This window comes from Idiomarina xiamenensis 10-D-4 (genome assembly GCF_000299895.1).
Taxonomy (GTDB): Bacteria; Pseudomonadota; Gammaproteobacteria; order Enterobacterales; family Alteromonadaceae; genus Idiomarina; species Idiomarina xiamenensis.
The window spans coordinates 13,301-34,474 of sequence record NZ_AMRG01000004.1 but is presented as its reverse complement, the minus strand read 5'-3'; the positions used below and the strand labels follow the sequence as shown (position 1 = coordinate 34,474).

17 protein-coding genes are annotated in these 21,174 nt (G+C 49.9%); 8 read left to right on the top strand and 9 right to left on the bottom strand.

Annotated features, from left to right (window positions below):
• The first annotated feature begins 45 nt into the window (after positions 1-45).
• On the top strand, positions 46-396 hold the full coding sequence (locus tag A10D4_RS03850; RefSeq protein ID WP_008487861.1) for a hypothetical protein: 351 nt from the start codon (positions 46-48) through the stop codon (positions 394-396).
• A 44-nt stretch (positions 397-440) separates the two neighbouring features.
• Here A10D4_RS03850 and A10D4_RS03845 read toward each other — a convergent pair whose 3' ends face one another.
• From A10D4_RS03845 to A10D4_RS03830, 4 genes are all read right to left on the bottom strand, one after another.
• The gene (locus A10D4_RS03845; RefSeq protein WP_202801430.1) at positions 441-2,489 is read right to left on the bottom strand and encodes a putative bifunctional diguanylate cyclase/phosphodiesterase; all 2,049 of its coding nucleotides are present in this window, start codon (positions 2,487-2,489) and stop codon (positions 441-443) included.
• A 140-nt stretch (positions 2,490-2,629) separates the two neighbouring features.
• Positions 2,630-3,160, bottom strand: coding sequence for a DUF2937 family protein (locus A10D4_RS03840; protein ID WP_083849610.1), 531 nt, complete (start codon positions 3,158-3,160; stop codon positions 2,630-2,632).
• Between the two features lie 78 nt (positions 3,161-3,238).
• Positions 3,239-6,343, bottom strand: coding sequence for an efflux RND transporter permease subunit (locus tag A10D4_RS03835; RefSeq protein ID WP_008487858.1), 3,105 nt, complete (start codon positions 6,341-6,343; stop codon positions 3,239-3,241).
• Between the two features lie 12 nt (positions 6,344-6,355).
• Positions 6,356-7,543: an efflux RND transporter periplasmic adaptor subunit gene (locus A10D4_RS03830; protein ID WP_008487857.1), complete on the bottom strand. Its 1,188-nt coding sequence runs from the start codon at positions 7,541-7,543 to the stop codon at positions 6,356-6,358.
• Positions 7,544-7,721: 178 nt separating this feature from the next.
• On the opposite strand from A10D4_RS03830, the gene A10D4_RS03825 reads away from it, so the two are divergent.
• Complete coding sequence (locus A10D4_RS03825; RefSeq protein WP_008487855.1) at positions 7,722-8,204, top strand: hypothetical protein; 483 nt, start codon at positions 7,722-7,724, stop codon at positions 8,202-8,204.
• Positions 8,205-8,214: 10 nt separating this feature from the next.
• On the opposite strand, the gene A10D4_RS03820 is transcribed toward A10D4_RS03825, so the two are convergent.
• On the bottom strand, positions 8,215-9,234 hold the full coding sequence (locus tag A10D4_RS03820; RefSeq protein ID WP_008487854.1) for a zinc-binding alcohol dehydrogenase family protein: 1,020 nt from the start codon (positions 9,232-9,234) through the stop codon (positions 8,215-8,217).
• Between the two features lie 113 nt (positions 9,235-9,347).
• Between A10D4_RS03820 and A10D4_RS03815 the strand changes: the two genes are divergently transcribed.
• Positions 9,348-9,890 (top strand): GNAT family N-acetyltransferase, encoded by a 543-nt coding sequence (locus tag A10D4_RS03815; RefSeq protein ID WP_008487853.1) that lies wholly within the window; start codon positions 9,348-9,350, stop codon positions 9,888-9,890.
• Positions 9,891-10,013: 123 nt separating this feature from the next.
• A complete protein-coding gene (locus tag A10D4_RS03810) occupies positions 10,014-12,077 on the top strand; it encodes a S9 family peptidase (RefSeq protein ID WP_008487852.1) in 2,064 nt (687 codons plus the stop codon).
• Between the two features lie 3 nt (positions 12,078-12,080).
• Here the strand turns inward: A10D4_RS03810 and A10D4_RS03805 are convergent, their stop codons facing one another.
• The 4 genes from A10D4_RS03805 to A10D4_RS03790 all read right to left on the bottom strand — a co-directional run bounded on the left by A10D4_RS03805 (position 12,081) and on the right by A10D4_RS03790 (position 17,057).
• Positions 12,081-13,967, bottom strand: a complete 1,887-nt coding sequence (locus tag A10D4_RS03805) for an acetyl-CoA hydrolase/transferase C-terminal domain-containing protein (RefSeq protein WP_008487851.1) — start codon at positions 13,965-13,967, stop codon at positions 12,081-12,083.
• A gap of 48 nt (positions 13,968-14,015) precedes the next feature.
• Positions 14,016-15,023: an ArsA family ATPase gene (locus A10D4_RS03800; protein ID WP_008487850.1), complete on the bottom strand. Its 1,008-nt coding sequence runs from the start codon at positions 15,021-15,023 to the stop codon at positions 14,016-14,018.
• Between the two features lie 69 nt (positions 15,024-15,092).
• Positions 15,093-15,365, bottom strand: coding sequence for a cory-CC-star protein (locus tag A10D4_RS03795; protein WP_008487849.1), 273 nt, complete (start codon positions 15,363-15,365; stop codon positions 15,093-15,095).
• An 18-nt stretch (positions 15,366-15,383) separates the two neighbouring features.
• On the bottom strand, positions 15,384-17,057 hold the full coding sequence (locus A10D4_RS03790) for a carbon starvation CstA family protein (protein WP_008487847.1): 1,674 nt from the start codon (positions 17,055-17,057) through the stop codon (positions 15,384-15,386).
• 236 nt (positions 17,058-17,293) lie between these two features.
• Here A10D4_RS03790 and A10D4_RS03785 point away from each other — a divergent pair, with 236 nt between their 5' ends.
• The 4 genes from A10D4_RS03785 (at position 17,294) to A10D4_RS03770 (ending at position 21,019) form a co-directional block, all read left to right on the top strand.
• Positions 17,294-18,070 (top strand): ZIP family metal transporter, encoded by a 777-nt coding sequence (locus A10D4_RS03785; protein WP_008487845.1) that lies wholly within the window; start codon positions 17,294-17,296, stop codon positions 18,068-18,070.
• A gap of 141 nt (positions 18,071-18,211) precedes the next feature.
• Complete coding sequence (locus tag A10D4_RS03780; RefSeq protein WP_008487843.1) at positions 18,212-19,864, top strand: acetolactate synthase large subunit; 1,653 nt, start codon at positions 18,212-18,214, stop codon at positions 19,862-19,864.
• A 30-nt stretch (positions 19,865-19,894) separates the two neighbouring features.
• Complete coding sequence (locus A10D4_RS03775) at positions 19,895-20,536, top strand: SDR family oxidoreductase (protein WP_008487842.1); 642 nt, start codon at positions 19,895-19,897, stop codon at positions 20,534-20,536.
• Between the two features lie 147 nt (positions 20,537-20,683).
• Positions 20,684-21,019, top strand: coding sequence for a hypothetical protein (locus A10D4_RS03770; RefSeq protein WP_008487841.1), 336 nt, complete (start codon positions 20,684-20,686; stop codon positions 21,017-21,019).
• Positions 21,020-21,174 lie beyond the last annotated feature (155 nt).

Genomic DNA, 21,174 nt, shown 5'->3' with positions numbered 1-21,174 from the left:
AGCCAATATTGTCTTAGCATTAATAGCCCTGCAACAGGAGTGAGAATGTCTGCAAAAGGCCCCGTGTTTATTCAGTTCCGTCAATGGCAGCAACGTATGCAGCCTGGCCCCTCGGCAAATCCTTTAACGCGGATTTTGATGGGCATCGTATTCTTTTTCATGCTATTGGTGGGCTTGGCCTTGATGGTCGTGTTCGTGCTGGTTGGCTGGATTTTACTGATCCCGATCTTGTGGCGTCGCCGTAAAGCGATGAAGCAAATGTATGAGTTCAGTCGCGCCGCACAAAAGAATGCCAAACAAGCGCAGCAGCAACAGCAGCAGCAACGACAACAGCGCCATGATAGCCGTGATAGCTCGGTGATTGAAGGCGAGTACGAAGTCAAAGATGAGCGCTAAGGTGCTTGTCGCTGCGAATTCAAGCTTGCTTTTAGTCAGTGACGTTACAAACGTAGGCTACGGACGTTATTGGTTGGTCGATAGTCAGCCAACCATTGCGTCAGCTTATGTAACGGCAATGGTTTACTAAAATAATAGCCTTGCAGCACATCACAATCGTTTTGTCGTAAAAAATCGAGCTGTTCGATGGTTTCGACGCCCTCAGCAACCACTTTTAGATCAAGTTTATGGGCCATAGCGATAATGGCATTGGTAATCGCCATATCTTGTTTCTGCTTCGGGATATGCTGAATAAAAGAGCGATCAACTTTTAGTGTATCGACCGGTAGTTTTGACAAATAGGCCAGCGATGAATAACCGCTACCGAAATCGTCAATCGACACCCGCACCCCTAAATCACGGATCTTACTCAGTAAATCAATCGCTAATGACAGGTTACTCATCAGCGCATTTTCGGTAACCTCAATGGTGAGTGCGTCGGCAGTCAATTGATTTTGTTTTAACGTATTTGCGATATATTCGGGTAAGTGAGCATTGGTTAGATTCAAGGCTGAGCAGTTTACTGATACCCGTAAACGACTGTGTCCCATGTTGCGGAGTTGCTTAACATCGGCACACGCTTGAGTAAATATGGCATTGTCTAAATCGCTAACAAAACCGGCATTTTCGGCTAATGAGACAAAGCGCTCAGGACTAATAAAACCTTGCTGTGGGTGCTGCCAACGAGCCAGCGCCTCTAACGCGACAACCTCGCCCGTTCGGGCATTAATTAACGGTTGGTAGTAGGGCGTGAGCTGTTGCTGCTGGATGGCTACCTGTAAATCATGCTCCAGTTCAATATCATCCTGTAATTCCTGATTTAAAGAACTATCAAATAGTGTGGCTTTGTTACCGCCAGATTTTTTCGCATAACGCATAGCAATGTGCGCACTACGAAGTAGGGTATCGTAATCGTGACCGTGTTGAGGCGCATGTGCGACGCCAATACTCGCCGATAACTTGATTCTAAAGTCATCCAGTTCGTAAGGTGCACTGAGTTGCTCGACAATGCGTCGGGCGGTGTCTTGAGTGTCTTTATTAAACGGCAGACTCTTTAAAATTAAAAATTCGTCGCCAACCAGACGACAGAGTAAGTCGTCATCTGATAATACCGCACGAATACGACGTTTAGTGGTTAAAATAACTTGGTCACCGGCGGTGTGGCTAAGGCTATTGTTGACGCGATGAAAGTTATCTAAATCAACATATAATAAGGTAAAGGGGCTAATAGCGCCGCGCTGACTTTTTAGCAGACGCTCATTCAGTAAGCTGGCGAAGGTTTCACCATTTAGCAGACCGGTTAAGCGGTCATGTTGGGTTAGCTGCTTCAACTGTTGGTCTTTTTGTTCGAGGAACTTGACCACACGCATGGCAATCACTGAAGCAGCGATAATCAGTATTGTGGTGATGGCGATGGCAATCGCCATGGAGACGTTGCCAGCGGTGTTATCGATGATGGTATTAATTTCAATATCGGCAGGTACTGCCAACGTTAATGCCGACATGCCGGTAAAGTGCATCGACCAAATAGCACCACCCATAATGACACAAGCCAATCCTTTAAAAGCGTTGACTTTGGGACCGCTACGACCACGGAAAAAATTAGCCAGCAATAGCGCCGCAAAGGATGCCACAATGGCAATTAGAATAGACAATACAAATAGGTCACCGCGATAAAACTGTTGCGCGACTGATTGCATCGCTGCCATGCCGGTATAATGCATACCGGCAATACCAATACCGGCACAAACCGAAGCCACGAAGGCTAAGGGTAACGACAATTCAGGGCGGCCGATCACCCACATCACCACGTAGCAAATAACGATGGCGATAACCAACGATAAGATGGTTAGTGTCGGCTCGAAGGTAAACGGAACTGGCGGTTCAAAGGCTAACATAGCAATAAAGTGCATGGCCCAAATACCACCGCCTAAACTTAATGCACCAACGCCGCGCCATAGCTGCTTGATGGCGGGACGTTGTTTCTCGGCAACACGCTCAGCCAAGTTTAATGCCGGTACCGAAGCGGCTACGGCAACTAAATATGACAGCAATACCAAGCCTGTACTGTGAGTACAATTTAACAGGACTTGATAACTGTCGGGCAAATCACTAATAAAGTGCAGCAAATCATCTATCTCTGAGTAAAATTCTGGCTCTGATTATACGATAAATAACATCAAACAGTTTTGTCTTACAACAACTTTGAGTCCGATTGAAATAATCGCTTTTCCCTGTTGCGGCGTAGTCTGCGGCGTGGCACAAAACAAACACATTCAACTATGAGCAATAACAAGAAAGCGATAATGAAGCCAGCGCCAATAGCTTCTCCGGTTAGCGGCACCACGGCTTTATATTGGCGCCATGTTTCGCGCAAAATATCGCGATCAGGATGACCGATGATGTGTTGTATTTGCCCTGCTAAGTGCGTTTGTAGGGCTTGTTGTTGTTGCTGCAGGTATTGAAAGCGTTGCTGCATTTGGCGCAATGGTTTCGCTTCTGCCGCAAACACATCGTCTTGGCTCTGCTCATGATAAGCGATAAGTTGGTCTAAATCGCCATCGTAAAACTGATCAGCAATGGCTTGAAAGCCTTTTAAATGAATACCGACTTCGATCAAATGCGCGTCAATGCGTTGCTGATATTGATCGACATAGTGGGGGACTTGTACGCCAACCAATAAGCTGGCCATAGCAATGAGGATAAAGAAGTATCGATAAAGCATGACGGTTAGTGCAACAGTCGGGAATAATGACTAACAGTAGCATGCTTTATCGATTTTAAAATGGCACTTGCCAGATTTTTACTCTTCGCGCTCCTTCGGTGGGAAGGTCTTACGTACCACATAATAAAGCAGTGGCACGAAGAAGATGGCCAACACCGTACCGGCTAACATACCGCCGATAACCGAAGTACCGATAGCGTTACGGCTAGCTGCACCGGCACCGCTACTTAATGCCAGCGGCAGTACGCCGAAAGTAAACGCAAATGAGGTCATCAAAATCGGACGTAAACGCAGGCGTACCGCCTCGATGGTCGACTCCAGCAATGACTTACCTTGTTCCTGTAAGTCTTTTGCGAACTCAACAATCAAGATGGCGTTCCGTGCCGATACACCGACAGTGGTCAATAGGCCTACTTGGAAATAGACATCGTTTTCCAAACCGCGCATGAGGGTGGCTAATACCGCACCCAAAATACCCAGTGGCACCACTAACATGACCGAGAACGGGATTGACCAGCTTTCATATAAGGCTGCTAAGCAAAGGAATACCACCAGTAATGAAATGGCATACAGCATCGGTGCCTGATCACCAGACATACGCTCTTGTAGCGAGGTGCCGGTCCATTCGTAGCCGATCCCGTCTGGCAATTTAGCCACTAACTCTTCCATGGCTAACATCGCGTCACCGGAGCTATAACCCGGTCCAGCTTCACCTTGTAGCTCCATCGCTGGCACACCGTTGTAGCGCTCTAAACGTTGCGGACCGAAGGTCCAATCGCTACTTGAGAAGGCGCCAAAGGGCACCATTTCACCGGCGTTGTTACGTACATACCAGCTATCCACATCTTCCGGCAACATACGGAACTCGGCTTCGGCTTGCACATAAACGCGTTTGACACGGCCGCGGTCGATGAAATCGTTGACGTACGACGAACCCCAAGCGGTACTTAAGGTGTTATTGATGTCTTCAATACTGACACCCAGCGCCGTGGCTTTTTCGTAATCAATATCGATTTCAAACTGCGCGGTGTCCTCTAACCCGTTTGGACGTACTTGGCTTAAACGCGGATCTTGAGCGGCCATGCCCAGCAATTGGTTTCGCGCCTCTAACAGTTTGTCATGACCCAAATTAGCACGGTCTTGCAGGAACATGTTGAAACCTGTCGCCGTGCCTAATTCAGGGATTGACGGTAGGTTAAAGGCAAACACCATGGCTTCGCGCAACTGGCTGAATTTGCCCATGGCGCGGCCAATGATGGCTTGCACCGACATATCGTCAGCTTGACGCTCGTCCCAATCATTTAAACGCACGAAAGCGATACCGGCATTCTGGCTACGGCCGGCAAAGCTGAAACCCACCACCGAGAACACTGAACGCACGGCTTTTTCCTCGTTCAGATAATAGTTCTCGATCTTTTCCATGGTGGCAACCGATTGCTCCTGCGTCGACCCAACCGGTAGTTGCATCTGGGTCAGGAATACACCTCGGTCTTCGTCGGGCAAGAATGAGCTGGGTAAGCGTGCAAACAAGAAACCCAGAATCAAAAATAGACCAACGTAAATCAGACTAAAGCGAATGGTGCGACGTAAAATAGCACCGACGCTGTTAGTGTAACGCTCTGTCCATTTGTTTAGCTGACGGTTAAACCAACCCAGTGGACCTTTACCTTCTTTATGGTCTTTGTCGATAGGCTTCAGGATTGTCGCACACAGTGCTGGTGAGAAGATAATCGCGACCATCACCGAGAGTCCCATCGCGGCGATAATGGTCAGTGAGAACTGACGATAGATGGCGCCGGTAGAACCGCTGAAGAATGCCATTGGCGTAAATACCGCTGCCATGACTAGGCCGATAGCGACCAAGGCGCCGGTAATTTGCCCCATTGATTTAATCGCAGCCTGACGCGGAGATAAGCCTTCCTCAGACATCAAACGCTCGACGTTTTCGACCACAACGATGGCGTCATCCACCAGCAAACCGATCGATAGCACCATACCAAACATGGTCAGCGTATTAATACTAAAGCCGGTCACCGCCATAATACCCATGGTACCTAATAGCACCACCGGAATCGCCAGTGTTGGAATAATGGTGGCGCGAACGTTCTGTAAGAACAGATACATCAGCAAGAACACCAAAATAATGGCTTCGATCAGCGTCTTAGCAACCTCGGTAATGGATATTTGTACGAACGGCGTGGTGTCGTATGGGATCACCAAATCCATCCCTTCTGGGAAGTACGCTTTCAAATTATCGAGGGTGGTTTTTACTGCTTCGGCGGTATCCAGAGCGTTTGCTCCGGGTGCTAGCTGAATTGCCAAACCGGTAGCGGGTTTACCGTTATAACGTGCGACGATGGCGTAATTTTCACCACCTTTTTCGACTCGCGCGACATCGCGTAAACGGACCTGCGAACCGTCCGAGTTAACACGTAGCAAAATGTCTTCAAACTCTTCGACAGTTTCTAACCGCGTCTGCGCGATGATAGTCGCGTTCAAACGTTGCCCTTCGACCGCTGGCGCACCACCCAACTCACCGGCGGCGACTTGGTTGTTTTGCACACGAATCGCGGCTACCACTTCATTGGTGGTCATACCAAAGTTGGTCAGTGCTTCTGGGTCTAACCAGATGCGCATAGCATAGGGGGCACCGAATAACTGCACATTACCGACACCGGTAGTCCGTGATACCGGATCTTTAATGTTGGCGTTAATGTAGTCACTCAAATCGGTATTGTCGTAACGGTCATCCTCAGACACCAAGGCCGCGACCATTAAGAACGAGCTACTCGCTTTAGCGACGCTAATACCTTGTTGCTGAACTTCTTGCGGCAATAGCGGCGTGGCTAACTGCAGCTTGTTCTGCACCTGTACCTGAGCAATATCTGGATCGGTACCCGATTGGAAGGTAAGGGTAATAGAACCGCTACCGGCGTTACTTTGCGACGACATGTACATGAAGTTATCGAGACCATTCATGTTCTGCTCGATAACCTGCGTGACGGTGTCCTGCACAGTTTGTGCGTTAGCACCGGGATAAGTAAACTGAATTTCTACCGATGGCGGCGCGATGGTGGGGTACTGCTCCACCGGCAATCCGCGTAGTGCCAAAGCGCCCGCCAACATAATAATGATGGCGATAACCCAGGCAAAAATCGGGCGATTAATAAAAAATTGAGCCATTGACTGAATCCTTTACTGCTGTTGTGGCGAACCATTGCCTTGTTGGCTGTTACCCAAGTCGGCTTCAACCGCTTTAACTGGGGCTCCCGGGCGCACTTTTTGAATACCTTCAACGATTAACTTGTCACCGTCTTGCAAGCCTGAGCTAATTAGCCATTGGTTGCCGATAGCGCGCGCGGTTTCTACTTGCCGTTGTTCGACTTTGCCTTCGCCGTTAACCACTAAAGCGATCGGGCGGCCACGGACGTCACGTTGAATACCTTGCTGTGGAGCAAGTAATCCGTTAGGTACGGTGCCTTCGTTAACGATGGCACGCACGAACATACCTGGGAGTAAGTCACCATCGGGGTTAGGAAAACGTGCCCGTAACAAGATAGTGCCGGTGGTTTCATTAACGCCGACTTCAGAGAACAGTAATTCGCCTTTGTGGCTATAACGTAAGCCTGCTTCTAAGCGCAAATCGACTTCGGCATTACCATTTTTATTAGCTTGTACACGTCCTTTTTCGATTTCTTGCTTCAATCGTAAAAAGGCTTTACTCGATTGGTTAATATCAACATAAATCGGATCGAGTTGCTGAATGACTGCTAATGGTTGTGCTTGAGATGCGGTTACCAACGCACCTTCGGTAAAATTACTGCGTCCAATAATGCCGTTGATTGGCGCATTTACTTCGGTGAATTCGCGGTTGATTTGGGCCGTTTTTAGTTGCGCTTGAGCGACCTGTTGCTGAGCTTTCGCTTCTAAATAGGTGGCTTCGGCGTTATCGAACTCCTGTTGACTAATGGCTTTGTCTTTCAACAGATTTTTGTATCGCTTATAAGTGTTTTCAGTACTTTTTAACGATGCTTCGGCACTGGCGACTGCGGCCTTACCACTCGCCACGTCGGCATCGTAAGTGGCTGGATCGATTTGATACAGCTGCTGCCCAGCTTCTACCGTCGCGCCTTCCTCAAAGTGGCGTTCTAACAGAATACCGCTAACCTGTGGACGAACTTCGGCAATCCGATAGGCGGTGGTTCTGCCCGGTAACTCGGTGCGCAAAGGAACGGGCTGAGTTTTTAATGTCACTACGCCAACTTCGACGGCTTGTTGCTGTTGTTGCTGGGCACCTTGCTCTGCTGTGCCGCAAGCGGACAACAATGCGGTGCTCACTAGCGATAGCGCAAATAGGGGCGCAATCAGTGATCTTTGCTGCATGTAGGGTTTCCTCAACTAACTTAAAAAAAAGTGCACATCCGAGTGATGCATTAGACTGTCGGGCATTATACATACATACATGTATGTTTGTAAAATGCTTAGCGCCTTGCTTTTCGCGCTAAGGCGCCGTAGTTTTGTAACAAAATAAAATAGTTAACGGTTTTTGAGGGTACTGCCTATGTCTGCCGAAAACTCCCCCAGCACCACGCCAACGGTCAGCGACCGCAAAAAGTTCTTCGCATTTATTCTGCTAGGCGTGGTGGCTCTGGTCGTTATTGCCAGTTTACTTTGGTTAAGTGGTTATCCTCAGTCGTTTCTGGCGCAGCGAGAAAAGAGCCAGTTGCGTCAGCAGCTATTAGAAAAGGCTGCACGTATTAATTATCAGGGGCCGCGCATGCTAACCCTGCAAGTTCGATTAGACAGTGTAAGGTTACATAATGACCGATTTTATTACTATTACACCTTTCCGAAAGATCAGGTCGATCGCTTAAACTTGCCACAAATCGAAGCTTCGTTGCGTCGGCAAATGGCTCAGCAGCTATGTCAAGCTGAGGCAATGGCTATTTTTCGTCAACACCAAGTTGCCGTGGTGTTTGCCTATCGGGACGCTAAAGGTAAAGATATTACCGAGTTTAGCTTACGTCCCGAGCAAGTTTGTTAATTTCGGACGACTAAAATTCTAAAACGATTTTGCCGATAGTCGACTGACTCTCTAATTGCTGATGAGCGCGCCTTAAGTTGTCAGCGTTGACCTTGCCGAAGTTTGCCGCCAGCGTTGATTTAATTCGGCCAGCATCGACTAAATCGGCAACCTCGCACAATAAACGGTGTTGTTCGGCCATGTCCTCGGTGTTAAACAACGCACGAGTAAACATAAATTCCCAATGTAACGAAATCGACTTACGCTTCATCAGGCTAATATCGAGCGGCTCGCTTGGGTCATCGATTAAGGCAAAGCGTCCTTGTGCCTGCATGGCATTAATAATGGCGGCATAATGTTGACCGCTATGAGTCAAACAGGCGGCGTGGGTTATCGGGTCAACACCATGCGCGGCTAATTCTTCATCTAACGGCTTGCTGTGATCGATGACAATGTCGGCGCCATGCTGTAACGCCCACTCACGGCTCTCAGTGCGCGAGGCGGTAGCGATAATGGTGGCATCGGTCAATTGTCGCGCCAACTGTAGTAAGATAGAGCCAACCCCACCGGCGCCGCCGACCACTAATAATCGCTGCGCACGGCCATCACCATCGCTGTCTCGAGTCAGTTGTAGACGCTCAAACAGTAATTCGTAGGCGGTGATGGTGGTCAGTGGCAAAGCCGCGGCCTCGGCAAAACTCAGACTGTTCGGCTTATAACCGACAATACGTTCATCCACCAATTGATATTCAGCATTACTGCCTGCTCGAGACACATCTCCGGCATACCAGACCTCGTCACCGACTTTAAAACGGCTGACTTTCTCACCGACAGCGCTGACCACGCCGGCGGCATCCCAGCCCAGGATTTTATAATCGTCGCCGTCGGCACTGGCGCGTTGACGGATTTTAGTGTCGACCGGATTGACCGATATTGCTTTGACCTCTACCAGCAGGTCGTGGCCTGTGGCTGTAGGTTTGGCACAATCGATATCCAATAAGCTATCGGCTTGTTCGATGGGTAAAGACTTTTGGTAACCTACCGCTTTCACGCATGACTCCTTAACGACGATGAAAAGTTATGCTGCGCACTTGGCGCAGTCAATATAGACTGTTATCAGACTAAGCAAGAATGATAAAAATTACCAGTCTGATAGAGGCAAAGATGAGCACGACAAAAGCCCGCCAGCAATGGCAGTCAATTGCACCGATCAATACGAACCGATTAGACATACGGACTTTTCGACCAGACGATGCGGCGTTTATCTTGTCGCTACTCAGGCAGCCGTCCTTTTTACAATATATCGGGGAACGTGGCGTGAGCGATTTGGCCAGCGCGGCAGATTATATTGAACAGCGCTTGCACGTCAGTTATCAGCAGCACGGCTTCGGTCTGTTAGCGGTTTGTGACCGCCAAGGGCAGTGTATGGGTATGTGCGGATTGGTTCGCCGTGAGGGCCTCCCTGAGCCCGATTTAGGCTATGCCTTTTTACCACAGTTTTGGCACCAAGGTTATGCCGTGGAAGCGGGCCAAGCGGTGCTTGACGATGCCTGCCAGCGTTTAGGCTTGCAATCAGTACTGGCCGTGACCGCGTTAGATAACCAAGCTTCAATCGCGGTATTGCAGCGTCTAGGGTTTGTGGCTGCAGGCGAGGTGACGCTAGCGCCGGCCACTAGTCCCAGTCGCTTATTTCGATGGCGCGCGTAAGTCGTTGCCGGCACTGCTGCCATTTGCCGTATTGCTCGGACGATTGAACGTGATTCGACTTGAGTCAGGCGTGGGCACGGGGTAGCCTCGCTGAAACCATCGCAAATTTATAAGGATAACAACATGCGAACCACTCAATCGTTGTCAAAACTCGCATTGGCGGTCTGCCTGGGTGTCACCAGCGTCGCTACCTTAGCTTTAGCCCCACAACCCGCGTTTGCTAACGACACCGCAGCAGGCTTGCAAGCCGAAGATGTGTTTGCCTTGGAGTACGCCAGTGATCCGCAACTATCACCGGATGGTCGTTACTTGATTTATCAGCGTAATAGCAACGATATTATGCACGATAATACCCATCGCACGTTGTGGTTACTGGACCTTGAGCAAGGCAGCCACACACCGTTATTTGCCGATCAGTATCAATACTCGAGTGCGCGTTGGTCACCGTCCGGCGATCGCATTGTCTTTGTCGCTAATCGTGATGGCAGCGCGCAGCTTTATATGCATTGGGTCAAGCAAAATAAAACCGCCCGCATTAGCCAATTACAGAAAGGTGTCAGCGGTTTACGTTGGTCACCAGACGGTCAATGGCTTGCCTTCAGTATGAATGTTGGCGCCAGCGATAAGGCGTTGAGTGTGTCGCTTCCGGCTAAACCGCAGGGCGCGAATTGGGCACCACCGCCAAAATTGATCAATCGTGCCCGCTATCAAGCCGACGGTGCAGGCATATTAGAGCCAAGCTTCCGCCATATTTTTGTGCTACCTGCCGATGGCGGCAGTCCGCGCCAACTGACCCGTGGTGATTATCAGCATGGCAGCGATTTGACTTGGCGCCCCGATAGCCAAGCAATTTTGTTCTCGGCTAATCGCGACAAGGATTGGGAATATCAGGGATTACAGGGCGACCTTTATGCGGTCACCTTAGATGGCCAATTAACGCAGTTAACCGACGCCGATGGTCGTGAGTATCAACCACGCTTTTCGCCCGATGGTCAGCAATTGGCATATTTGAGTAGCCACGCTAAGCCGGTGCCTTATCGTAATGCCAAGCTTAACGTGATGGCTGCCGATGGCAGCGAGCAGCGCCAACTAGCCAGTGATTTTGACCGTTCGGTTGCCGATTACCGTTGGCTCGATGCCGAACAGTTCTTCATTCAGTATGACGATCAGGCACAGCGTAAAGTGGCGCGTTTGACGTTATCCGGTGAGCTGACTGACGTGGTCGATGATGTAGCCGGTACCACCATTGGCCGTCCTTATTTAAGTGGCGAGTTTGACAGTGTTGGTGAAACCATTGCGTACACCAAAGGTAGTGCTAAACGTCCAGCCGATATCGCTATTTGGCGTGATGGTGAGGTGACGCAGTTGACGCAGTTGAATGACGATGTGTTGGCGCATCGCCAACTCGGTGAGGTGCACGAGTTACGTTATCAGTCGTCGTTTGATGGTGAACAAATTCAGGGCTGGTATATCACACCGCCTGATTTTGACCCTAATAAAAAGTATCCGGTCATCTTGGAAATCCACGGCGGGCCGCACTTGGCTTACGGCCCTTATTTCAGCGCCGAAATGCAACGTATGGCGGCAGCCGGTTATGTGGTGTTCTATGATAATCACCGTGGAAGTACCTCATACGGCGAGCGGTTTGCTTTATTGTTAGATGGCAAATATAGCTCAAAAGAGGACTATGCTGACCATGACAGTGGTCTCGATGCGTTGATTGCGAAGGGCTTTATCGATACCGATAATCAATTTATTGCCGGCGGCTCGGCGGGTGGCATTGCCAGTGCTTATGCGATTGGTCTGACTGATCGTTTTAATGCCGCGGTAGTGGTAAAACCGGTGATCAATTGGATCAGTAAGGTGTTAACCGCCGACAGCTATTTATATCAGATCCCAAACCAGTTTCCGGGCATGCCGTGGGACGAGTTTGAGCATTATTGGCAGCGTTCACCGCTATCGCTAGTTGGTAATGTCACTACGCCGACGATGCTGATGACCGGTGAATCTGATCGACGCACACCGATTTCGGAAACCGAGCAATTTTATCAGGCGCTAAAGTTGCGTCATGTGGATACCGTCATGGTACGTATTCCGGGCTCACCGCATGGCATTGCGGGTAAACCCTCGCGCTTGATCAACAAAGTCGAGTATACCTTGGCTTGGTTTGAGAAATACCGCCGTTAACGCTTATTCATTAGCCGTTTGACGCAATGCCCACAACACTAGCCCGCGCTCGACGCGGGCTTTACCCCAGCCTGGTTGCTGTAGCTGCAAACGGGCTAAGCAATCTACCTCGAACGCGGTAGCCGGTTGTCGCCAATAGGCCGCTGGCGCATGTTTCAATAACCAACGACGGTTACCTTGCCATTCATTTAGCCGTTGCAATGCCACTACTAAGTGCTGTTCCACAGTCGTGAACTGTGTGCCTAGCGGAAACCACGGTAATGTGGTCTGCTGTGCCAACGCAGCGTTTATTCGCGCTGGATAGTTATTACGTGCCGATGCCGGTATCTGATAGCTAGCTGGCAGTTTACCTGCCGCCACCGCTTGTTGCCGTAGCGGTTCTTGAAAACGTGAATCGCTAATACAGAGTAACGCGGCGATAACGTCGGCGTCGCTGCGATAGCGAGTATCGGCGACCCCGTATTCGGTGACAAATATATCGCGCAAGTGCCGTGGAATGGTGCAATGCGGATATTGCCATTTAATAGTCGATTCGACCCGCCCAGCGCGCATGCGTGTGGCGGGAAGGGTGATGATAGAGCGTGCATTCGATAACTGTGTCGCTTGGCTGACAAAGTCGTATTGGCCACCGACACCGCTAACCACCTGACTATCGGCAACGCCGTCGCTGATCACCGCGCCGGTAAGGGTGACCATCATGGCGCTATTGATAAAGCGGGCGTGCTGGCGCTGTTGTTGTTTGCCAACACTGTCGCCACTATCGGCACGGTTGGTAAAATTAACCGACATCATCGCGATCGACTGACGTTGCTGTTCACTGAGTTCGTTAAGGGTTTGAAAGAAGCCCTCACTACCGGTAAAAAAAGCCGCGTGAATAATGGCGCCATCAACTTCACGACGAATGATGTTGTGCTTGACCAAATGCAGCATGCCGTCGACCAGCATTTCGGTACAGGCATATAAGCCTTCTTGAAAGGGGTGCTTATGCTCGGTCAACGATGTGGGCAGTGCTGGTAGCTGTTGTAACAGCTGCTGATAGTGCTCGGTCTGTTGCTGCCGTAGCCGTAAACAGTGACTAATGGCATCGCCGATGGCGCCAATACCAATTTGTAACGTACCGGCGTCGGCAATCAGCCGACTAACGTGTAGGCCTATCGCATAATGCACGGCTAATACCGGCTGTAGGGGCGGTGTAAACAAGGCTAATTGGGCATCGTGTTGCTGCAACAGCAGGTCGAACTCAGGCTGTTGCAAACGCGCTTCACCGGCCATTGCGGGCAATTTTGGATGCAGCTCGGCTACCGCGACAAAATCCAGTTCACCGCGTGCGCGGGCACGAAACAAATCAACGGTCAGGTCAGGATTACTGCTCAGGTTTAAACCCTGTGCTGAATGTTCATCGGCAGCCACCCACTGCGCAATGACGTTAACCCCCAAGTCGATTAATAAGGCTAACGCTTGGCTGTAGTTGACCGAAACATAGTGCTGCTGAGCGTGTGCTTGCCCCAGCCAGCGGCCCGGGCTGAGAAAGAACTCATGTACCTGAATGTTGGCAGGCAGTTGACCCTGACGTTGTAGCTGCGCATACAGTAATGCCGGATAGCCACCAAATAAACGTTCTCGCAATGGGCTTAAAAACCGTTCCGGCAGCCCCTGACTGAGTGCCGGAGCTTCTAAAGTCAGTGCGGTAAAGATGGTCAGCGACAATTGGCTATCTTGTTGCGCGCGGCGAACTAGCGCGTTGGCGACATGATTGGCTTTACCGATACCCAGTGGCAGACCCAATACAATGCGCTTACCTAGCCTTTGAATAAGGGCCTCGGCGATGGCATCGGCATCGCTATAGGATTGTGCTGGCCGAGCATTCGCTGTTGTCGCTATCGACGCCATGGTCATGCCTCCATTGCTGGCAGGCGCGTGACCTGCTTGGTTGTCCGTTTATAGTCCAGCTTGCTGTAAATGATTTGCTATCTGACGCAAGGCGTCAAGTCCTTGAATATCGGTTGCCATGAGCGGCACTTGATAGCGTTGCAATGCGCTGAACGATTGTTCAATATCTTGCAAATATTGCAACTCTTGCTGACGTCGTTGCGCTAAAAAGTCACCGTCGGCGGTTGCTGGTAATACGCGATTGATCACCAAACCGTGCAACGGTAGCTTTTCTTCTGCCAGCGCGGCGACGGCTCGCTGTGTTTCCAATATCGGCAGTTTTTCTGGCGTTAGCACAAACATCAGTGCGGTATCGTTGGTATCTTGAAAGCGGCGCCGGCTGCGCTGAAATAAACGCTGACGTTCTAGTAAGCGCTCGGTGATTTGCCGTGTGCGGTCATCCATGCCGTCGGTCTCGGCTTGCTTGGGGTCGGCGATCGGGTTGGCGATATCCTTACCGGCTTTGGGCGTTAAATGATCCAGCACACCGGCGAGTTTTTCTGAGCGTCCTTGTTGTTTCAACATGCCCTGCGTCCAAGCCGCCATAGCCTCTGGCAGGCTCAGCAAGCGCAACGTATGACCGGTAGGGGCGGTATCAAAAATTAACAAGTCGTAATCTTGTTCGGCCTCTTCAATCAAACGGCAAATACGTTCAAGCAATGCCGCCTCTTGAGCGCCAGGCGACTGCTGGGTTAAACGCATTTGCCGTTCGATTTCGGTGAACATGTCGGGGCGGGTAAAGCGCTTCATTTGTGCGGTGACTTGTTCGATATGTTCTTTAACCGCTTTATCGGGATCGATTTCTAAGGCATCGACGCCGTCACAAATGTGCGTCAAGCGGTCACCAATTTTACAATCGAAGGCATCGGCTAAGCTGTGTGCCGGATCGGTCGAAACAACCAACACCCGTTTACCGCGGCTAGCGGCTAACAAACTCAATGACGATGACACGGTGGTTTTGCCGACACCACCTTTACCACCAATTAAAATTAATCGTTTATCGGTTACAGCTGTCATGTTTTATCCTTGTAGAAAAAGCGCGGCCGGAGCCGCGCTTGTTAGATCATTATTACTGCTGAACGTGCGTTAACAACAGCGAAAGTTATCAAGTGGAGAATGCTCCATCCCCATACGTTGATGCCATTCGTGAAAACGCTCTAACAATAAGGGTTGTAGTTCTAAGGTATAGTAGGCGGCCGGATTCGGCACGCCCATCACCTCAGAAAAGACCAGCAGCATAAATAAGTCATCTTCTTCGCGCTTGGCGCGGGCAATGGCTGCGCGGTAAGGCGCGTTATAGACCTCTTCTAACGCTTGTCCGGCTTTATTAAACCATTGTCGAATTTGATGAATTTTCATACTGCTTAACCCTTTACCTTAGCCCTGTTCGACAGTGCGCTCTTTACGCACACGCACCATCGTTGCCGCTGCTTCTAAAGCAATCCAAATAGCGGCAACCAAAATCACGATATCTAGACCGAACAAGAACCAGTTGGCGTCGTTATAGAAACCTTTTAACTGAATCAGTAGTGCCAGAATGGTCATGATCAACAAGAACACGAGTGGAATCAGGGTATAGTACGAAGGTCGACCTAAACGAATCAACATCACCGTGATCACCATCAGCGTCAGACCCGCTAACAGTTGGTTGGTAGTGCCGAACAGTGGCCAAATCAGCATACCGCCTGAGCCGTCAGCGCCTGCGCCAAAGGCTAATAATAAGCAGGTACCGACCGCCAACAATGTTGCTGGCGCTGCTTTTTGCATCCACTTGAGGTTATAAATCGCGCCCCATTCTTGGAAAATATAGCGCTGTAGGCGTAAGCCGGTATCCATGGTGGTACCCGCAAACAACACTGCCATAACGGTTAATAGCGTTTGTGAAATCTCGGTGTCTAAGCCAATACCATTTTGTAAGATGTTCGCACCACCTTCAACGAAGGCTGCAACACCGCCTTGACCGAATGAGGTATAAACCGCTTGCCAGTCTGCCAAGGTGGCGAAACCGGCACAGGCGGCGATGATAGTGGCTAACGACAACGAACCCTCACCGATAGCACCGAAGTAACCGACAAAACGAGCGTCGGTTTCTTTATCCAATTGCTTCGAGGTGGTACCTGAACCGACCAGTCCGTGGAAACCCGAGATGGCGCCACAAGCAATGGTGACGAACAATAAGGGCACGATAGAAGGCGTGCCTTCTGGCAGGTCGGTGTTAAACGCTGGAGCGGTTAATTCTGGACCCGAAATCAACACCGCGGCGTACAGCAAAATCAGGCCGATGAATAACTGTAAGCCATTGATATAGTCGCGTGGTTGCAACAACATCCATACTGGCAACAACGAGGCGATGGCGGCGTATACGAAGAGTAAAATGATCCAGTTAGCTTTGTCTGACAGACCCATAAAGGTATCGGGCAGGCTGACGGGGAACGACGGACCGGCCCAGATCAGTGCGTACAACGCGATAACACCCAAAATCGATACGGTGCCTAAACCGATCCATTTACGGAAAATCAGTTGACCGATGATCAAGGCAACGAAAATTGCACCCCAGACCGGTACGACCGAGCTTGGGAATTTAATCAGCAGACCTGAAATCGCCGTGGCAAATACCGCGTTGACCATTAACAAGACTAAGAAAATCACGATCATAAACAAGCTACGAGCGCGCGAACCGACTACGTCATCGGTCAAAGCACCGATAGATTTAGCCTTGTTACGGTTACTGGCCCAGATTGCGCCTGCGTCATGCACGCCAGCGAAGAAAATGGTACCAAAAACCACCCATAGAAACGCCGGTACCCAACCCCAGATAACCGCAATGGCAGGACCGATGATCGGTGCTGCACCAGCGACAGAGGTAAAGTGGTGACCCCAGAGAACGTATTTGTTGGTGGGAACAAAGTCGACACCATCTTCGAATTCATGTGCGGGAGTTTTGAAGTTTGGATCCAGTTTGTAGATCTTCTCAGCGATGAATTTTGAATAAAATACATAGCCTAAGAACATCGCTCCAAGACCCAACAACATTAAGAGAATTGCATTCATCGGTTCTGCCCTAAATGTGTTTGGTTATTATAGGAGTGAGCGAGTCATTTCAACACGACACTTCATGCATGACACTTACACGCTAATAATACCGAAAAATCATCAATGACACACATACGACTAAAGTCTAACAGTCAGTTTTAAGCGTATGGAATCACTTCACAGCGACCCTTTGGCCTTTTATATTGACGTTAAGAGTGGCTGTTGATGCTGTTATAAACGAGGCAAGGAAGTTTATGGATTTATTGAGCAGTGCGGTTTTAGCCAGTACCGCCACCGGTTTATTAACCGCAGTTGGTGCTGTGCCAGTGCTATTAGGGCGGCGCCCATCGGCGTCTTTCTCCGATATGCTGTTGGGTTTTGCTGCTGGAGTCATGCTAGCGGCTTCTTTTTTTTCGTTGATCATTCCTTCAATTGACATTGCTACCGAGCTCTATGGCGAGGGCCCGATACCGGCGTTGATCGCGGTGGTGGGAATTCTATTGGGTGCGTTAGCGATTGGTTTGATGGATCGATTCTTACCCCATGAACATTTTGTCGGTGGCCGTGAAGGGCCTGATGTCGACAACATTCGACGCATGTGGTTGTTTATCTTCGCCATCACTATTCACAACATTCCCGAAGGTTTAGCGGTTGGGGTTGGTTACGGCAGTGGACAAAGCGACACTGCATTTGCCTTAGCGCTGGGGATTGGCTTACAAAACATGCCAGAGGGACTGGCGGTCGCAGTGGCATTACTGAGCATCGGCTATAGCCGATGGCAGGCATTCTGGGTAGCTGGCGCGACCGGCTTAGTGGAGCCGCTGGGTGGTTTGATTGGCGGCGCTTTTGTCGGCATCTCGGCGCCATTGCTACCGTGGGGCTTAGTGTTTGCGGCCGGCGCCATGCTGTTCGTCATCAGCCATGAAATCATTCCCGAAACTCACCGGCGCGGTCATCACAAGCGTGCTACCGGCGGTTTGATGGTGGGTTTGGTGTTGATGTTGTTTTTAGATGTTTGGTTAGCCGCATGAGCCGCCGTTACTGATCAGAATCGCTGTCCATTGCGTAGGTAAAAGCAGCGTAGATATACGCACCGAGCCATAGTAGAAACGTTAACGCATGATCGATTTAAAAGGCGTTAACGACATACATCGATGTAGGGAGACAGCGACTTGAAAGCATCTGATTTGATGATCAAAGCCCTAGAAAATGAAGGGGTAGAGTATATTTTCGGGATCCCCGGCGAGGAAAACCTCGATCTACTGGAATCTTTGTCGCAATCGTCCATTAAGCTCATTTTGACTCGTCATGAGCAAGGCGCTGGCTTTATGGCGGCTACTTATGGGCGACTCACCGGCAAGCCCGGTGTTTGCTTAGCCACGTTGGGACCGGGCGCGACCAACTTAGTGACGCCGGTTGCTTACGCGCAGCTTGGAGCGATGCCGATGGTGGTGTTAACCGGGCAAAAGCCGATTCGAGACCGTCACCAAGGTAAATTTCAGTTGATCGATGTGGTCGATATGATGACGCCGATCACCAAATACACCACTCAAATCATTAGCGGCAGCAGTATTCCCGCGCATGTGCGCGAAGCATTTCGCGTCGCCGAAGAGGAGCGCCCAGGAGCTGCTCATTTAGAATTGTCTGATGATGTTGCAGCGGAACAAGTGGAAGCCACGCCCATCGAACCGAGCTATTCACGGCGACCGGTGACTGAGCAGAAAGCGGTTCGTCACGTGTTACAACTATTACGTGAAGCTAAGCACCCATTGCTGTTAATCGGCGCCGGTGCTAACCGTAAAATCACGGCCAAAATGCTACGCGCGTTCGTTGATAAAGTGGGTATTCCGTTTGTAACCACGCAAATGGGGAAAGGCGTTATTGATGAGCGCCATCCCTTGTGGATAGGTAACGCGGCAATGTCGGATGGCGACTATCCACATCGTGCCATTGAGCATGCCGATTTGATCCTGAATGTTGGTCACGACGTGGTTGAAAAGCCGCCCTTTATGATGAAAAGTGGTCGTCGTAAAGTGGTTCACATCAACTTCCAAGGTGCGCAGGTTGACCCTGTTTACTTTCCTCATGCCAGCATGATTGGTGATATCGGGAACAGTATTTGGCAGTTAAAAGAAGGTATAGAGCCGCAGTCGCACTGGAACTTTGAATTCATGTTCAAGGTCCGCGATGCCTTACGTGCACATACCGATGAAGGTATTGCCGACGAGCGCTTTCCAATGTTGCCGCAACGTTTGGTACAAGATGTGCGTACAGTTATGCCGGACGATGGCATTATTGCCTTAGATAATGGCATTTATAAAATCTGGTTTGCCCGCAATTACCCCGCACGACAACCTAACACGGTACTACTTGATAATGCGTTAGCCTCGATGGGGGCAGGTTTACCGTCGGCGATCGCTGCTAAATTGGTGCATCCTGAGCGTCAGGTGGTGGCTATCTGTGGCGATGGCGGCTTTATGATGAACTCGCAAGAGATAGAAACAGCCGTCAGGCTGGGTATGGATTTGGTCGTGGTGATCTTAAACGATAGCGGTTACGGCATGATCAAATGGAAACAGCAACATATGGGCTTGCATGATTATGGGTTGGACTTTGGCAACCCCGATTTTGTCAAATACGCTCAAGCCTATGGCGCCATTGGTCACCGGTTACAATCGTCTGACGAGATGATACCGCTAATGAAGCATTGTCAGCAGGCGGGTGGCGTCCACATCATCGATGTGCCAGTTGATTACAGTGAAAATAACCGCTTGTTAAATGAAGATATTCCGGCGCGCAGTCGAGCCATTAAAGAAGACGATTAATGTACGCCTGCGGGTAGTAAAGGAGGTTGTATGAAAGTTGCAGTATTTGGTGCTAACGGCAAAATTGGACGCCAAGTTGTTGAGCAATTAAACCAGCATGAGCGCCATCAAGCGCGCGCCGTAGTGCGTAAACAACAACAGCTAGAGCAGTTGAAGGCGGACGGTGTCGAGGCCGTGATGGCCGATCTTGAAGACGACGTCGAACAACTGCGTGAGGCCATCGGCGATGCTGACGCGGTGGTATTCAGCGCTGGATCCGGCGGTAGTACCGGTGCCGATAAAACCTTGCTAATTGATTTAGACGGCGCGGTAAAAGTGATGGAAGCGACCGAGCAAGCCGGTGTTTCACGCTTTATCATTGTCAGCGCCATGCAAGCCCATAATCGTGATAATTGGCCAGATGAATTACGTAGCTATTACGTGGCTAAGCATTACGCCGACCGTTTACTGCGTGCGACACCATTGCAGTATACGGTGATCAGACCGGGCGCATTAACTGACGAGGCGGGTACTGGTCGGGTACAGCTGCGCGAGGACTTGCCTCGTGGAGAAATTGCCCGTGCCGATGTGGCTACGGTGATTGTGCGAGCAGTAGACTGCGAAGCTAGTTATCGACAGTCATTTGACTTATTGACTGGCGATACGCCGATTAGTGAACTTTGGTCTAATTAACATATGGCCCGATTAAAGCGTGCTCAAAGCGTATGTTGTTAGCTGCAGCATACGCTTTTTTGTATCCGCAGCGGCATTTACATAGCGTCACGGTTAACGTTTAATAAGGCTTATTGTTTTCGTTAGCTGGCAGGTAAAACCTTTACTATGGCAAAACAAACTTGGAATGCGACTCGCATTAGCTATTGGCAAAAGCAACGCGCGGCAGGTAAATGGCGCTTTGTGCGAAAGTACGGTGCGCGTTGGGGCATACTGATGTTCATCGCGTTTATGATTTTTCATTTGATCACTCGGGTGAATTTTAATAGCCCTGACTGGCAGGCGCAGCTGTGGGCCAGCATTATTACCAACCTGATCACCTGGAGTATCGGTGGCTTACTTTTCGGGCTGGTGGTTTGGTATACCAATGAACGCAGTTTTCGTCGTTTTCAGCAGCAACAGCAAGCGTCTTCTGCATCCTCTGATTCATCCACTAATGACTAATCAAGTTTGCTGACATCATCTTTGCATGGCGTTAACGTTATCCGTCAATAGCGCCATGCAGCTTTTACTTATCGCCATGTAACTTTTTCTTAGTTTTCCTTTAAAAGCCTGTTGTAAAAATTACTAATTTAATTTAAATGATTGATTTTATTGCT